Annotated in this window: 10 protein-coding genes; 7 read left to right on the plus strand and 3 right to left on the minus strand. The window is 29.3% G+C overall.

What is annotated here, in order from left to right:
* Positions 1-199 precede the first annotated feature (199 nt).
* Complete coding sequence (locus tag CLPUN_RS26270; RefSeq protein ID WP_077850143.1) at positions 200-2,293, minus strand: glutamine synthetase III family protein; 2,094 nt, start codon at positions 2,291-2,293, stop codon at positions 200-202.
* Positions 2,294-3,298: 1,005 nt separating this feature from the next.
* On the opposite strand from CLPUN_RS26270, the gene CLPUN_RS26275 reads away from it, so the two are divergent.
* The 6 genes from CLPUN_RS26275 (at position 3,299) to CLPUN_RS26300 (ending at position 12,642) form a co-directional block, all read left to right on the plus strand.
* On the plus strand, positions 3,299-5,008 hold the full coding sequence (locus CLPUN_RS26275; protein WP_077850144.1) for a glycoside hydrolase family 3 protein: 1,710 nt from the start codon (positions 3,299-3,301) through the stop codon (positions 5,006-5,008).
* 108 nt (positions 5,009-5,116) lie between these two features.
* Positions 5,117-5,761: a beta-phosphoglucomutase gene (pgmB, locus tag CLPUN_RS26280; RefSeq protein WP_077850145.1), complete on the plus strand. Its 645-nt coding sequence runs from the start codon at positions 5,117-5,119 to the stop codon at positions 5,759-5,761.
* 200 nt (positions 5,762-5,961) lie between these two features.
* A complete protein-coding gene (locus tag CLPUN_RS26285) occupies positions 5,962-7,629 on the plus strand; it encodes a glycoside hydrolase family 43 protein (protein ID WP_077850146.1) in 1,668 nt (555 codons plus the stop codon).
* A 173-nt stretch (positions 7,630-7,802) separates the two neighbouring features.
* A complete protein-coding gene (locus CLPUN_RS29295; RefSeq protein WP_077850147.1) occupies positions 7,803-8,618 on the plus strand; it encodes a methyl-accepting chemotaxis protein in 816 nt (271 codons plus the stop codon).
* A 1,039-nt stretch (positions 8,619-9,657) separates the two neighbouring features.
* Entirely contained in the window at positions 9,658-11,055 is a 1,398-nt protein-coding gene (locus tag CLPUN_RS26295; RefSeq protein WP_077850148.1) for an MFS transporter, read from the plus strand.
* 120 nt (positions 11,056-11,175) lie between these two features.
* Positions 11,176-12,642 carry a family 43 glycosylhydrolase gene (locus CLPUN_RS26300; RefSeq protein WP_077850149.1) on the plus strand — a complete coding sequence of 489 codons (1,467 nt, stop codon included), beginning with the start codon at positions 11,176-11,178 and terminating at the stop codon, positions 12,640-12,642.
* Positions 12,643-12,876: 234 nt separating this feature from the next.
* Here CLPUN_RS26300 and CLPUN_RS26305 read toward each other — a convergent pair whose 3' ends face one another.
* Positions 12,877-13,740 (minus strand): AraC family transcriptional regulator, encoded by an 864-nt coding sequence (locus tag CLPUN_RS26305; RefSeq protein ID WP_077850150.1) that lies wholly within the window; start codon positions 13,738-13,740, stop codon positions 12,877-12,879.
* Between the two features lie 290 nt (positions 13,741-14,030).
* On the opposite strand from CLPUN_RS26305, the gene CLPUN_RS26310 reads away from it, so the two are divergent.
* Complete coding sequence (locus CLPUN_RS26310) at positions 14,031-16,034, plus strand: beta-galactosidase (protein ID WP_077850151.1); 2,004 nt, start codon at positions 14,031-14,033, stop codon at positions 16,032-16,034.
* Between the two features lie 151 nt (positions 16,035-16,185).
* Here the strand turns inward: CLPUN_RS26310 and CLPUN_RS26315 are convergent.
* Positions 16,186-16,468, minus strand: a 283-nt coding sequence (locus CLPUN_RS26315; protein WP_198944417.1) for a transposase, incomplete at its 5' end; no start/stop codon positions are given.

Consider the following 16,468-nt stretch of genomic DNA (forward strand, 5'->3'; position numbering starts at 1 on the left):
ATATACTCCCAGGAAATTAACATCAATATCTCTATTCAAATATTAAATTTTCACTAGTTAGACTTTCACCATATAGACTTAAATATTCGTCTATGGATTTAGTATTTTCAAATACGAGGAAATTATAATAAAAATAATCATAGTTGCTGACTAAAATTAATCAGCAACTACGATTTATTTTATGCGTATATTCAATACACTAAATATTGAATAACATATCTCCATAAGTTGGTAATGGCCAGAAGTCTTTATCAACTATAGTTTCAAGTTTATCAGCATCTTCTCTTAAAGTATTCATTTGTTCAAATACTTCGTATCTATACATCATTCCTAAATCGAATATATCTCCTTGGAAGTTATCTGCTTTTTCAACTGCTTTTTCAAGAAGTTTTACATTTTTGTTTAATGAAGCTGTTAATGTTGAAACTTCAGTTAATAATTCAGTTTGAACTGATATATCTGCATTTATTCCAGTAGCTTTAATAGTGTTTATTGATTCAGCAAGACTTGTAGTAAATTGAATTACTGCAGGTATAATTTGACGTTTTGCCATTTCAAGTGTTGTTAAAGCTTCTATATTGATAATCTTGTTGTAGTTTTCAAGAGTAATTTCATAACGAGATTCTGATTCTACTTTTGTTAAAACTCCATGTTTTTCTAAAACTGTTTGATTCTTTTCAGAAATCATAGCTTTAGCAGATTCTACAGTAGACTTAATGTTTGGAAGCCCTCTTTTTTCAGCTTCAGTAACCCATTCGTCTGAATATCCATTACCATTGAATATAATTCTCTTATGAGTCTTAACGATGTTAGTCAAGATTGATTGAATTTCAGCATTTAAATCAGTAGCATTTTCAAGCTTATCTGCAATTTCAGATAAAGTTTCAGCAACTATTGTATTTAAAACAAAGTTACAACCAGCGATTGAAGCTGAAGATGGAACCATTCTAAATTCAAATTTGTTTCCAGTGAATGCAAATGGAGAAGTTCTGTTTCTATCAGTTGCATCTTTTGGAAGAGCAGGTAATGTATTTACTCCAATAGTTAATTCACTTGAAGATATAGAGCTTGTAGCTGGGCCTTTTTCAATTTGTTCTAATACATCAGTTAATTGATCTCCTAAGAAGATAGAGATTATAGCTGGAGGAGCTTCATTAGCACCTAAACGATGGTCATTCCCAGCGTTAGCAGCTGATACTCTTAATAAGTCAGGATATTCATCAACAGCTTTTACTACAGCACAAAGGAATAAAAGGAATTGTTGATTTTCATGTGGAGATTTACCTGGTTCAAGAAGATTCATTCCATCATCAGTACCCATTGACCAGTTGTTATGTTTTCCTGATCCGTTTACTCCAGCAAATGGTTTTTCATGAAGTAAGCAATATAAGTCATGCTTTGCAGCAACTTTCTTCATGATTTCCATTGTAAGTTGATTATGGTCGGTTGATATATTAGTAGTACTGAATATAGGAGCTAATTCATGTTGAGCAGGAGCAACTTCGTTATGCTTAGTTTTAGCTAATATTCCAAGCTTCCAAAGTTCTTCATCTAACTCTTTCATGAAATCAGAAATTCTTTGTTTTAATGTTCCGAAGTAATGATCTTCAAGTTCTTGACCTTTTGAAGGTTTTGCTCCGAATAATGTTCTTCCAGTTAAAATAAGGTCTTTACGTGCATCGTACATTTTCTTGTCAATTAAAAAATATTCTTGCTCAGGTCCTACAGTTGTAATAACTTTTTTAGTAGTAGTATTACCTAATGCTTTTAAAACACGTAGAGCTTGTTTATCTAGAGCTTCCATTGAACGCAATAATGGAGTTTTCTTATCTAAAGCTTCTCCGTTATAAGAACAGAATGCAGTAGGTATACATAATGAATCATCTTTAATAAATGCTGGTGAAGTACAATCCCATGCAGTATATCCTCTAGCTTCAAAGGTAGCACGAAGTCCTCCAGAAGGGAATGAAGATGCATCTGGTTCACCTTTAATTAATTCTTTACCTGAAAATTCTAATATAACTTTTCCATCAGAAGTTGGATTTATGAAAGAATCGTGCTTTTCAGCAGTAATTCCAGTCATTGGTTGGAACCAGTGCGTAAAGTGAGTAGCACCTTTTTCAACAGCCCAATCTTTCATTGCAGATGCAACAACGTCCGCAACCTCAGGTTCAAGAGCATTTCCTTTTTCAATTGTCTTTTTTAATGCCTTGTAAGTAGCTTTTGGAAGACGTTCTTTCATTACAGCATCGCTAAATACATTTGAAGCAAAAATTTCATTGATTTTGTTCATTAATAATATCCCCTTTCAGATTATATACATTATTTAAATTCATATTAACTAATTAAATAAATTAACAAATTTATAAAAATTTTAGAATATAAATATCAAATTGTCAATAAAAATATATTTAATAAAATAGTAGAAAAGTGATTATTTTATACATATTTGGAATAAAATACATATTCAAAAAAATACGAAGCCAAAAAAAATAATTGATATTTTCTTTAGCTCCGTTGCTAAAATTTTTATTTAATTTATATATACCTAATTTCACATAGGAAAATAATCATTAAAACTGCCATAGTCTTAAATTTAATACATATCAATTATACTATATTCTTAAAGCTTCTTCAATACTGAAATTAGATTTTTTCTATGAAAAAACAAGTAAAAATGCAATAAATATCAGTAGCTAATAAGTCACATTATATGACTAAAATAATTTGAAATGGTCCTATATTTTAATGTAATAAACACACCCAATTAGAAATTTAAATTATGTGATACCATTTTCATTTATATATGACCCGTTAAAAAGATGCTTTCTTGATATCATTTACACATAGTTAAGTTTAATATAAATAGTTAATTTGTTTTTCATAACTTTTATTGAAAAATTAAATAACAGATAATAGCCGATTAAACATTAAGTTTGTAAGAAATAACAAATTAAGATACAAAAGCAAAAATTAATATAAAGATATGGTATTAAAAATTATCTAATAAGGTGGTGAAAAGGTATAACAAAATAAAACAATAAAGCTTAATATTACAGTGAAAAAACTGAAGTAAGATATTTTAAGTTATAAAAATAAATGTAATAAGTTAAAGGCATATTTAAGACAACTATAAGTTGAGAAGTCTTATATTTTAATATTATGAGAATAGCTTTAAAGTATATTGCAAAAACAATTACTATTTTTATAAATATATGAGATTTATGAACTAATTGCAAATGGTAATATTTACACGAAATAAAATGTGATTTTTTAGGTGCATAGAAGGAGAAGAAATATGATTGATTTAAAAGTGAACCCTTTTTATTTAAAAGAAGAAGATATTAAATGGGTAGAAGAAACTCTTGAAGAAATGGATTTAAATGAAAAAATAGGACAATTATTTTGCCCAGTAGGGGTTACAGATAATAAGGAAGAATTAAAAGGATTTTTATCAAAAGTAAAGCCTGGTGGAATGATGTATAGACCAGGAAAAGGTGAAGAGATAAGAAGAATTCATAAGGTGCTTCAAGATAATTCTAAAATACCTTTACTTATTTCAGCTAATCTTGAAGCAGGTGGAAATGGTATAGCTGTAGATGGGACTTATTTTGGAAAACAAATGCAGGTTGCCGCAACTGCTGATGATAATATGGCATATAAATTAGGATTAGTTGCAGGAAGAGAAGGAAGAGCAGCAGGATGTAATTGGGCTTTTGCTCCAATTGTAGATATAGATATGAATTTTAGAAATCCTATTACTAATGTAAGAACTTATGGAAGTGATTCTGAAAGAGTACTTACAATGGCAAGGCAATGTATAAAGGGGATGAATGAAGCTGGCGTAGCTGTATCTATAAAACATTTTCCAGGTGATGGTGTCGATGAAAGAGATCAACATCTTTTAAGTTCTGTAAATTCGCTATCAGTTGAAGAATGGAATAAAACTTACGGAATGGTTTATAAAGAATTAATAGAAGCTGGAGCTCAAACAGTAATGGCAGGACATATTTTATTGCCTAGCTATAGTAAAAAGTTAAATCCTAATTTAAAGGATGAAGAAATAATGCCAGCTACTTTATCAGAAGAATTATTAAATGGGTTATTAAGAAAAGAGCTAGGATTTAATGGGCTTATTGTTACAGATGCAACTCCTATGATTGGATTTAATGTTGCAGAAAGAAGAGAAATTGCAGTTCCAAAATCAATTGCCTGCGGATGTGATATGTTCTTATTTAATAAAAATGTTGAAGAAGATTTTAACTTCATGTTAAAGGGAATAGAAAATGGAATTTTAACTCTTGAAAGAGTAGATGAAGCCGTAACAAGAATTTTAGCGACTAAAGCAGCTTTAGGTTTACATAAACAAAAAGAAGAAAATGCTTTAATTTTAGATGAAAAAGAATTAAGTGTTTTAAAATGTGAAGAACATGAAATATGGGCTAAAGAATGTGCAGATAAATCTGTAACTTTAGTAAAAGATACACAAAACCTTTTACCTATAACGCCTGAAAAATATAAGAGAATTAGATTATATGTTTTAGGTGATAGTGAAGATGGAGGCTTTAAAGAAGGCGAAAAAGTAAGTGATAAAGTAAAACAAAAGCTTGAAAATGAAGGTTTTGTAGTAGATATTTTTGATAATAAAAAGTTGGACTTTAGAGAAATATTTGAAGGAGGAATTGAAGAATTAAAAGCTAAATATGATTTGGCTTTATATGTAGCAAATATAGAAACAGCAAGTAATCAAACAACTGTAAGAGTAGACTGGATACACTTAATGGCAGCAAATGCTCCATGGTTTGTGAAAGATATTCCAACTATGTTTATATCAATGGCTAATCCATATCATTTATTAGATGTTCCAATGATAAAGACATTTATAAATGCATATTCATCTAGTGAATATATTGTAGAGGCAGTTATTGAAAAGATTACTGGAAAGTCAGAATTTAAAGGAATTAATCCTGTAGATCCATTTTGCAATACATGGGGAACAAGGTTTTAGTATATAGAAAAATCAATTTTAATTAGGAAGCTTAACAGCTTCCTTTTATGAAAAGAGCATACAAGGAAGTAATTTTTAATAATTACAATAATTTTAGAGGTGAATTAAATGAGTATTAAAGCAGTTATTTTTGATTTAGATGGAGTTATAGTTTCAACAGATGATTATCACTATAGAGCCTGGAAGAACATGGCTGATTCAGAAGGAATTTATTTTGATAGAGAGATAAATGAAAGACTTCGTGGTGTAAGTAGGATGGAAAGTTTAGAAATAATTTTAGAAAAAGTTAATAAAGAATATACAAATGAAGAAAAAATTCAAATGGCAGAAAAGAAGAATTCTTTATATAGAGAATTATTAGAAGAATTAACGCCAATGGATATACTACCAGGAGTAAGAAAAGTTTTAGAAACTTTGAAGGTAAATAATATAAAAATAGCTATTGGATCTTCAAGCAAAAATACACCAATTATTTTAAAGAAAATAGGACTTAATAATTACTTTGATGCAGTTGCAGATGGAAATGAAATAAAAAATAGCAAGCCAGATCCAGAAGTATTTTTACTTGCAGCAGAGAAATTAGAAATAAATCCAGAAGAATGTTTAGTTGTTGAAGATGCAGATGCAGGAGTTGAAGCAGCACTAGCTGGAAATATGAAGGTTTTAGCTGTGGGATATGCTGCAAATAATCCTAAAGCTGATTATAAATTTGAGGATTTATCCTTAGTAGATATTAAAGGCTTAGTAGGATAAAAAAATAGGGTTAAGGTAAGTTATTATTTTTAAACATCTTAAAAAAAGCCGGATTTATAAAAAATAATAGCATGGAGTTAAATATTTTAGAATGTTAAAATGTTTACATTAAGAAAATCAGGCATGAAGATGATATATTGTAATTTAGATTCTAAATGAAGTAGTGGGTCGATTACAATTAAGAAAAAGGTGGTAGTAAAATGAATATAAAAATTAATAATAAAGAAGTTTTTAATAATCCTATTATGCCAGGATTTTATCCTGATCCATCCATATGTCGTGTGGGAGAAGAGTATTATATGATTAACTCTAGTTTCGCTTTCTTCCCAGGAATACCAATATTTAAAAGTACAGATCTTGTAAATTGGGAGCAAATAGGTCATGTTTTAGATAGAGAATCTCAGTTGAATTTAGATGGAGCAGGATATTCAGGTGGGATTTTTGCATCTACTATAAGATATCATGAAGGACTATTTTATATCATAACTACTAATATGAGTAATGGAGGAAACTTCATTGTAACGGCTAAGAATCCTAAAGGGTCTTGGTCAGATCCATATTGGATTAAGGATGCAGATGGAATCGATCCATCTTTATTTTTTGATGATGATGGGAAAGTTTATTATACAGGAACTAGAACTTCAGAAAATCCAGAGTACATGGGGGATCACGAAATTTGGCTCCAAGAAATTGATTTAAACTATATGAAGCTTAAAGGTAAAAGCCATATTCTTTGGAAAGGTGCTTTAAAAAATGCAAGCTTTGTTGAAGGACCCCACTTATATAAAATCAATGGATATTACTATTTGATTATTTCAGAAGGTGGTACAGAGCATTACCATTCAGTTACTATTGCAAGAAGTAAAGAGATTTTAGGAACTTATGAAGGAAATCCAGGAAACCCAATATTAACCCATCGTCATCTTGGAAAAGGTTATCCTATTTCAAGTGCAGGACATGTAGATTTGGTAGAAACACAAAATGGTGAATGGTATATGGTAGCTCTTGCTTCTCGCCCTTATGGGGGATACTACAAAAATTTAGGGAGAGAAACTTTTTTAATTCCAGTGATATGGGAAGATGAATGGCCAATAGTAAGCCCAGGAACCGGAAAGATAGAATTTACATACCAAATGCCGAACTTATCAACTTCTTTTATAAACGAAACTGAAATTCGTGATGACTTTGATAAAGAAGTTTTAGATTATAAATGGAATACTATTCGTACACCAAAAGAACAATTTTGGAGTTTAAAAGAAAGGCCGGGATTTCTTAGATTAAAGGTTAGAACAATAGGAATGCTTGATACTCTTAGTCCCCCTCCGTTTGGCCCATTCACAAATTTTAAGAAAGAAGGAAACAATGAAAGTCCTAGCTTTATAGGAAGACGTCAACAGCATATAAATTTTAAAGCATCAACAAAAATGGAATTTAAACCTCAAAATGAATATGAAACAGGTGGAATTGCATTAATTCAAAATGATAATCATCAATTTAGATTAGAAGCTTCAATAGAGGATGGACAGAAAGTTATACGTTTAATTAAATGTATAGCTAATATTAACCTTGATTTCAGAACTGCAACTTTTAATTATGAGAATATAGAAAGTGAACTAGTACATAAAACTTTTAGTTCAGACCTGGTTTATTTAAAAGTAACTGCTAAAGGGCAGGAATATAATTTCTACTATGGATCAGCTCCAGATGAAATGGAATTATTAGCAGGAAATATAGACGGAAGAATATTAAGTTCAGAAGTTGCGGGTGGTTTTGTAGGAACATATGTTGGATTATTTGCGAGTAGTAATGGTAACGAGAGTGAAAATGTTGCAGATTTTGATTGGTTTGATTATCAAGGTCAAGAGTAATTAACTTCTGTGTATATACTTGCAATTGGAGAATAGGAAGATAAAAAAATAATATATGAAAACTAAAGATGAATGAGGATGGAAGCTTAGGCATAAAATAATTAGAATTTATATATGTAGGTGTAGAAGTTTACTTTTGATTTAATATTTTAATAGAAAGATAGGGAAAGAAAATGGAGAGTATATTTGAATCATTAATAGATGCAGTTCCTGTAATTAAAGAACTTTTTAAAGAAGATACAGCAATTGTTATCGAGGGAAAAGACAAAGTATTACATGTATCATCAGGAGAGACAATAAAACCACCAGCTAAAGCAGGTGATAATATAGAAGATAACATGGCAAGAGATAAAGCTAAAGCAAGTAAAAAAACTACCTTAACAGTATTAACAAAAGATATGCATGGAGTAGATCTTAAACTTGTTCATATTCCTATATTAGACTCAAATAATGATTTTATGGGAACTTTTTGTTTAATGAGAAATACTGAAAAAGAGAATTCTATATTAAATACCTCAACAACATTAAAGACTTCTATAGAAGAAACAAATGAAAATATAAGTGAAATTGAAAAGGATGCTCTAGAGCTTTCAGATCATTTAAGCATAATTATTGATAAGATCGAGCATACATCAAATAACATAAAAGAAAGTAGTGGAGTAGTTGATTTAATTAAAAATATATCAAGTCAAATAAATATGCTTGGACTAAATGCTTCTATAGAAGCAGCAAGAGCTGGAGAACAAGGAAAAGGATTTTCAGTAGTAGCACAGGAGATGAGAAAATTATCTTTAGTGAGCAGTGATTCTTCAAAAAAAATATTTTCTTATCTTGAAGAAATGAAAAATAGTATTGGAATTATACAAAATTCAATAAGTTTATTAGGAAATTTAGCTGAAAATCAAGTGGCAAGAGTAGAAGAAGTTTCTGCAGCTTTAAATGAAATCGCCTCAAATTCACAAAAGTTAGTAAAAGATACGCACCAATAAAAAAAGCACGAAGTGCAACTAAGACCAATTCACCAATAAAAAAAGCACGAAGTGCAACTAAGACCAATTCACCAATAAAAAAAGCACGAAGTGCAACTAAGACCAATTCACCAATAAAAAAAGCACGAAGTGCAACCAAGAGCAATTTATATATAGAAAAGTGCGAAAGCATAATAATGAACCTATTAAGTTTGCTTATTAATAACAACGAAAAACATTCCAACAATAAAAAATTATCGTTTTAGAAAATTTCATGTATATTCAATTTATTATTGCACATAATAATATCGAAAGAGGTGATTCTCATGGATAATGATTTTTATAATGATGTTTTAGGGTTACTCCGAAAATGATTTTAAAGTCCCATAAGTTGAACTATCTTTCTGAAAGAAATGAAGCCAGGGTTTAATCCTTGGCTTTATTTTATGAAATAATATATTTTATAAAGCTCTGTTTTAAAACAGTGTTGATGTACGCATACTAAAGGAAGTAGCCACATCCACCAATATGCAATTAGAAATATAATATTCTTTTAGCATTTTTCATCATCTTCCAAAGTTATATAAAATAATTATCGTTTCCTTTTAAATTTATTTTAAATCCTTCCCTTAAGGCAGAATCAACACTAATTTGTTATAAGTTATCAAAATCTTATCATATACAAAAAGACTGTTTAAAAATAAACGTTGATTTAAAACATAAGCTTTTATAAAAGAGAAGAGAATAGTGAATATGTGTATAGGTTTCACTTTCAATATGAAGCCAGCAAAATTTAAATAATTGATTTTGTTGGTTATTTTATTTAGTAAAAGATTTAATAATAATCAATATTTCTAAATTGCTAATTATACTAGTTAGGTGTATAAGTTGCAAAACATATGTAAAAGAATTTATACTAAGTCAAAAAATATACCATATTTACGTCAAGAAATGTACTTAAATGAAAACGTTTGATTTGTTACAATTATTTTTGTAAATGATATCAAACGTTAATTTTTATATAAAAATGGAAAGTTACAAATCGAAGGAGGATTTAATAATGTTGTTTAAAAATTTTACTAATGAAAACGCAAATCCAGTAGTAGGATTTAAAGAAAGATTTGCATTTGGATGTGGAGACTTGGCAAGTAATATAATATATTCTGCAATGTCAACATTTTTACTATTTTATTATACAGATGTTGTTGGAGTAAGTGCAGCAGCAGTGGGAGTAATACTGTTGGTTTCACGTTTACTTGATGGAATAATTGATTTAATAGTAGGAGTTTTAATTGATAGAACAAAATCACCCTATGGAAAAGCAAGACCATGGATATTAAGGATGATGATTCCATATGCTATAGGAGCTGCACTATTATTTTCAGTTCCTACGGGCTGGGGCGAAACAGCTAAACTTGTATATATATTTGTAACATATAATTTAGTATTAGGAATTATTTTTACTGCTATAAATTTACCATATGCTACTTTAAATTCTCTCATTACTCAAGATCAATATGAACGTTCAGTTTTAAATATCTTTAGAATGCTTCTTGCAACAGTTGGAACTTTATCAATAACAACATTTACATTACCTATTGTGAAGTTCTTCGGAAATGATGCAAGAGCATGGACATATACTTTTATGTTATTTGGACTAATATCAATAGTATTTTTTATGATAACTTTTTTAGGGACAAGAGAGAGGGCTGGAAATATTGCTTTAGATAAACCAAAGGAAAACATACCGGTAAAAATTGGAGTTAAAGCATTATTTAAAAATAAATACTGGATAATGATAACAGTATCTATAGTATTATTGTATTTGTCTATGGGTGTAAGCGGAGGAGCTACTGTTTATTATGCTAGATCAATACTAGGAAATGAAGCTTATGTAAGTGAATTGTCAATGGCAACAACTATAGCGCAAATAGCATGTATGTTTTTAGTGGCAGGCTTTGTTAAAAAATTTGGAAAAAGAAATGTTCTTATTGGTGGAGCTTCTATAGTAGGATTAGGATATATACTTACTGCTGTTGCAGGTACTAATTTACAATTAATTCTTATTTCAAACGTAATAAAGGGGATAGGAAATGCAGGTATGGCAGCATGTATGTTTGCAATGGTATCTGATACTATCGAATATGGAGAATGGAAATCAGGATTAAGAACAGAAGGATTAATAAATAGTGCAACAAGTTTTGGACAAAAAGTTGGTATAGGACTAAGTTCAGGAGTATTTGGATGGATATTAGCAGTAGGTGGTTATGTGGGAGGTGCAGCAACACAAACAAGCTCAGCACTAGTTGCATTATCAGCAGCATATATATACATTCCGTTAGTAATAACAATTATTGTAATAGGAATATTATTTGCTTACAAGCTAGATAAAGAATACCCAACTATACTAAAAGAATTAAAGGTTAGAAATGATCAAGGCAATACTTTAGGTGCATAGAGTATATTTAAATAAAATTGTTGATATACATTATATGAAATATAAATAATATAAAATCTTATATATAAAGATTATTGATTAGTGAAATTGGCTATATGAATTAATTAGGAGGAATTATAAATGAAAAAACAAGCTTTTAACCCATATTTACCTAGCTATGAATATATTCCAGATGGTGAACCATATGTATTTGGTGACAGAGTCTATATATATGGAAGTCATGACAAATTTAATGGAGCGGCTTATTGCGAAAATAATTATGTATGTTGGTCAGCAGATATAAATGATTTAGGAAACTGGAAGTACGAAGGAGTTATTTATAAAAAAACACAAGATCCTATGTGTGGTGATAATAAAAAGCTATCATCAATTGTACCTGAACGATTATTATTTGCACCTGACGTTCAGAAGGGGGCAGATGGAAGATATTATCTTTATTATGCTTTTGATTTTATTGGAATAATGGCAGTTGCAGTTTGTGACACACCTGCTGGTAAATATGAATTTTATGGACATATTCATTATGGGGATGGTACATTACTTGGAGAGAAAGAAGGAGATCCATTTCAATTTGATCCAGGTGTCTTAGTAGATGATGACGGAAGAGTATATTTATATTCTGGATTCTGTCCAGTTAATTTTCCTTGGGCACAGCTAGGATCTGAGGAAAAACTTATAAAAGGTGGGATGGTTATTGAACTTGAACAGGATATGGTAACAGTAAAAGAAGGGCCAAAGGTAATTTTTCCTGATAAAGCGCATGGCAAAGGAACAGATTTTGAAGGGCATGAATTTTTTGAAGCTCCATCTATGAGAAAGATTGATGATACATATTACTTCGTATATTCTTCATTTTATGGACATGAACTATGTTATGCTACATCAAAAAGTCCAGTGGATGGATTTAAGTATGGTGGAACAATTGTATCTAATGCTGATATATATTTGAATGGAAGAACAGATAAAGAAGCATTGAATTATTCAGGAAACAATCATGGAAGTATTGTTGAAATTAATGGACAATGGTATGTATTCTATCATAGGCAAACCAATCGTCATCAGTACTCAAGACAATCATGTGCAGAGTCTATTACAATAGAACAAGACGGAAGTATTAAGCAAGTAGAACTTACTAGCTGCGGATTAAATAATGGACCACTTATAGGAATAGGAGAATATGAGGCTAGAATTGCTTGTAACCTTATGAGTAGAGAAGGTGCAAAGAGGTATGAATTTGGAGATGTAATAGAAGAATATCATCCATATTTTACACAAGATGGGAAGGATAGAGAAGACAATCCTAACCAGTATATTGCTAATATGAATGAGGGATCTATTGCAGGATTTAAATATTTCATTTTTGATAAAACAGAAAAAATCTCTGTAAAGGTTCGAGGAAATGGTAAAGGTATATTCTTTGTCAGCACAGAATTAGAAGGAAAACAAATAGCAGAAATACCAGTTACAGCTCAAAATGATTGGAGTATCTTTACAGCTCCTATGAAGGTTGAAGAAGGCGTAAAAGCATTATATTTCACTTATAAAGGTGAGGGTTCAGTTGATTTTATATCTTTTATGATTAATTAATATGTATTAAGCGAAATACCAATTGATGAATTTTAAGTAGTTATGAATGATGAAGATAAAAAAATAATGTACTGAAAAACATATATATAGTTTTAAAGTGTAAAATAGCTAGAATTAGCTGTGCTATTCTACACTTTTTAAAATATGTAAAAAGTTCTTAGTTGTGCTAAAGCACTTTTTTATAGGTGAGAAGTTCTTAGTTGTGTTAAAGCACTTTTTTTATAGGTGTATATTTTACATTTTTGAATTCTTTATGTTAGATTCTGATGCCAATTTTCTAGTTTCACTTGGAGTGCAGCCATATGCATTTTTAAATAATTTCATGAATATTTTATAATTGGTGAAACCATTTCTTGAAATAAGTTCAGTAATGCTATAATCAGTATTGGTTAAATCAGTATAGAAATGTTCTAATCTTACACTGTTCAAATATTTAAGGAAAGTTGTTCCCATATATTTTTTAAAAAACCTTGCGAAATATTCAGGGTTTAATCCAGCCTGAGCTGATACATCATCTAAAGTTATGCATTCCCTGTAATGACTTTTTACGTATTTGGTTATTAATTCCAATCTATCTAAATAACGAGCTGTTTTTCGTATATTTAGTTTTGGCATAGAAGTACTAAATTTATTTACCAAAATAAATAATAAATCATTAATTAAGCTATTTATTTTAAATTTGTAACCAAGAGGTTTTTCTTTATAAATTTCTGCAAAAGATCTTAATAAGAGTTTTATATTATTTTCATAAGTAGTATATTGAGATTGTTTCATATAAGGATTACATTCAAAATGAATATTGTGAATATCATCTATATTATTTTCTAAAAACTCATAGGGAATTTGTAAAAGGATTGATGTGTTACTATGCTTATGAGCTGTTGAATGAATATCTCTTGGGCTTATTACAATAAATTGATCTTCTTTGATTAAATATCTAGAATTATTTATATCAACTTCAAGATAACCATATAGAATATAAATAAGCTCTATATGATTATGCCAATGTTTAGATATGATTCGAGCATTATCAGTCATATTAAGAAACATAACACTAATGTCTTCATTAGGTTTAACTAATTCATGTTTAAATTCCATAAAAACACCTACATTCTTTTATTTTAATAATTATAACAATTTTTATATAAATTAATAAATAAAAACATAAAACAGGTTACATTATTATTTTTATATACTAAGGCAAAAAACAACCTAAACTAAGTCAATAATGATACTAATATATCAAATAAAAAATTGATATAATTTACTCAAATAAATGAAAAGGTTTAACAAAATTACATTTAGATTGTATTATAATTTTAAAGGCTATGCAACTAAGGATGCGAAATGTTCAAAAATAAATTTCAAAATAAGAGGAGAGCTAAAAAATGGATAAATTACTTTTTGGAGTGGCATATTATGATGAATACATGCCGTATGACAGGTTAGATGAAGATATTAAAATGATGAAGGCAGCTAATATTAATGTTGTAAGAATTGCAGAGTCAACGTGGAGCAGTGTAGAACCACAAAATGGAGAGTTTGATTTTAAACATATAGATAGAGTAATTGATGCAATGGAGAAAGCAGGAATTAGTGTTATTGTTGGAACACCAACCTATGCAATACCAACCTGGCTTGTAGCTGAATGTCCAGATGTGCTCGCGGTTACAAAAAATGGGCAAGGTATTTATGGTGCGAGGCAAAACATGGATATAACAAATCCAACTTATTTATTTTATGCAGAAAGAGTTATTCGAAAAATAATGGAAAGAGTTAGTAAGAAAAAATGTGTTATAGGATATCAGCTTGACAATGAAACTAAACATTATGATACAGCTGGTACTAATGTTCAACACTTGTTTATTAAATATTTAAAAAACAAATTCCATGATATAAATGATTTAAATGATGAATTTGGGTTGGCTTATTGGAGCAACAAAATTAATTCATGGGAAGACTTCCCTAATGTACTTGGAACTATAAATGGAAGTCTTGGAGCAGAATTTGAAAAATTCCAAAGAGTCCTTGTAAATAAATTTTTAAGCTGGCAAGCTGATATTATAAATGAATATAAAAGAGAAGACCAATTTGTTACTCAAAACTTTGATTTTGAATGGAGAGGGTATTCTTATGGAGTTCAACCTAGAGTTAATCATTTCGAAGCTTCAAAATGTTTAACGATTGCAGGCGTTGATATATATCATCCTACTCAAGATTATTTAACAGGAACTGAAATTTCTTTTGGTGGAGATATGACCAGATCTCTTAAAAATGACAATTATCTTGTGTTAGAAACAGAAGCGCAAGGGTTTGAAAATTGGGTACCTTATGATGGACAGCTTAGATTGCAAGCCTTCAGTCATATAGCTTCTGGTGCCAATTCTGTTATGTACTGGCATTGGCATTCAATTCATAATTCTTTTGAAACTTATTGGAAGGGTCTTTTAAGCCATGATCTTAAAGAAAACCCTACATATAATGAAGCAAAGATTATTGGGGATGAATTTAAGAGCTTTGGGGATAAACTTGTAAATTTAAAAAAGAAAAATGATGTAGCTATTCTTATAAGTAACGAAGCTTTAACAGCAATTGAATGGTTTAGTATGACATTAGATTTTAAATATAATGATGTTGTAAGATGGGTATATGATGAATTATACAAAATGAATGTTGGCTGTGATTTTATCGGTCCTGATTCTGAAGATATAGAAAAATATAAATTAATAGTAATTCCAGCACTATATTCAGCACCTGAAGAATTACTTAATAAATTAAATTCATATGTTAAAAATGGTGGTAATTTAGTTGTTACCTTTAAGAGTGCTTTTACAAATGAATATGTGAAGGTTAGTCACAATGACCAACCTAACATAATAAATGAATGTCTTGGTGTTACTTATAATCAATTTACAAAACCTAATAAGGTTTCTTTAAAGGGACATACTTTTAATATATCAGAAGAAGAAAATACCGTTGAACATTGGATGGAATTGTTAACTGCTACAACTGCTGAAACTGTTGCATATTACGATCATCCAAACTGGGGAAAATATTCAGCTATAACAAAAAATCATTATGGAGAAGGAATAGCAACTTATATTGGGTGCTTTACCAATAAAGCAATTCTAAAAGAAGTTTTAATAGGAGTATTAAAAGAAGTTAATTTATTTGGAGAAGAACAAAAATACAATTTTCCTATTATAATTAAATCAGGTTACAATTCAGAAAATGAGAAGATAGTATATTATTTTAATTATTCTTATGAAAAACAAAGTATTAAATATATCCACAACGATGGAATTGAGTTAACTAAAAATAAGGAGGTTAAAAAAGGTGAAGAAGTTATATTAAATCCTTGGGATTTAATAATTGTACAAGAAATTAATTAAAACAAAAACTAAACTGTATCATAGACTACTAATTCCAAAATCTTTTGAAAATATAAAATATAACTACTAAAATAGGTTGATTTGTAACAGTTTCTATTTTTTTGTATATAAAATGTATTAAACATACTATATATAAGTTCTAATAAAGTTTCTACATCTTAATACATAGCCTGTCTATTGTTCGTGTAGGAACTTTATTTATTGTTTCAATGAAATTTTGTACAGCAACTCTAATACCAACCAAACTTTTAAAGAATGCATTATTTACTACTGATGATTTTAACCATCCCCATAACCCCTCAATTAGATTAAGATCAGGACTATATGAAGGTAAAAACATTAATTCAAGTCTATTTTTCATCTTTTTTAAAAATGGTTGTATCAGCTTAGCATGATGAATTTTTGCATTATCAAGAATAATAACTATTTTACCC

Origin of the sequence: Clostridium puniceum (assembly GCF_002006345.1) — a bacterium.
GTDB classification, from domain to species: domain Bacteria; phylum Bacillota; class Clostridia; order Clostridiales; family Clostridiaceae; genus Clostridium; species Clostridium puniceum.

Excerpts from the sequence above, each read along its gene's own strand:
- CLPUN_RS26270 (WP_077850143.1), bottom strand. The coding sequence starts at position 2,293 with ATGAACAAAATCAATGAAATTTTTGCTTCAAATGTATTTAGCGATGCT.
- CLPUN_RS26275 (WP_077850144.1), top strand. The coding sequence starts at position 3,299 with ATGATTGATTTAAAAGTGAACCCTTTTTATTTAAAAGAAGAAGATATT.
- pgmB (WP_077850145.1), top strand. The coding sequence starts at position 5,117 with ATGAGTATTAAAGCAGTTATTTTTGATTTAGATGGAGTTATAGTTTCA.
- CLPUN_RS26285 (WP_077850146.1), top strand. The coding sequence starts at position 5,962 with ATGAATATAAAAATTAATAATAAAGAAGTTTTTAATAATCCTATTATG.
- CLPUN_RS29295 (WP_077850147.1), top strand. The coding sequence starts at position 7,803 with ATGGAGAGTATATTTGAATCATTAATAGATGCAGTTCCTGTAATTAAA.
- CLPUN_RS26295 (WP_077850148.1), top strand. The coding sequence starts at position 9,658 with ATGTTGTTTAAAAATTTTACTAATGAAAACGCAAATCCAGTAGTAGGA.
- CLPUN_RS26300 (WP_077850149.1), top strand. The coding sequence starts at position 11,176 with ATGAAAAAACAAGCTTTTAACCCATATTTACCTAGCTATGAATATATT.
- CLPUN_RS26305 (WP_077850150.1), bottom strand. The coding sequence starts at position 13,740 with ATGGAATTTAAACATGAATTAGTTAAACCTAATGAAGACATTAGTGTT.
- CLPUN_RS26310 (WP_077850151.1), top strand. The coding sequence starts at position 14,031 with ATGGATAAATTACTTTTTGGAGTGGCATATTATGATGAATACATGCCG.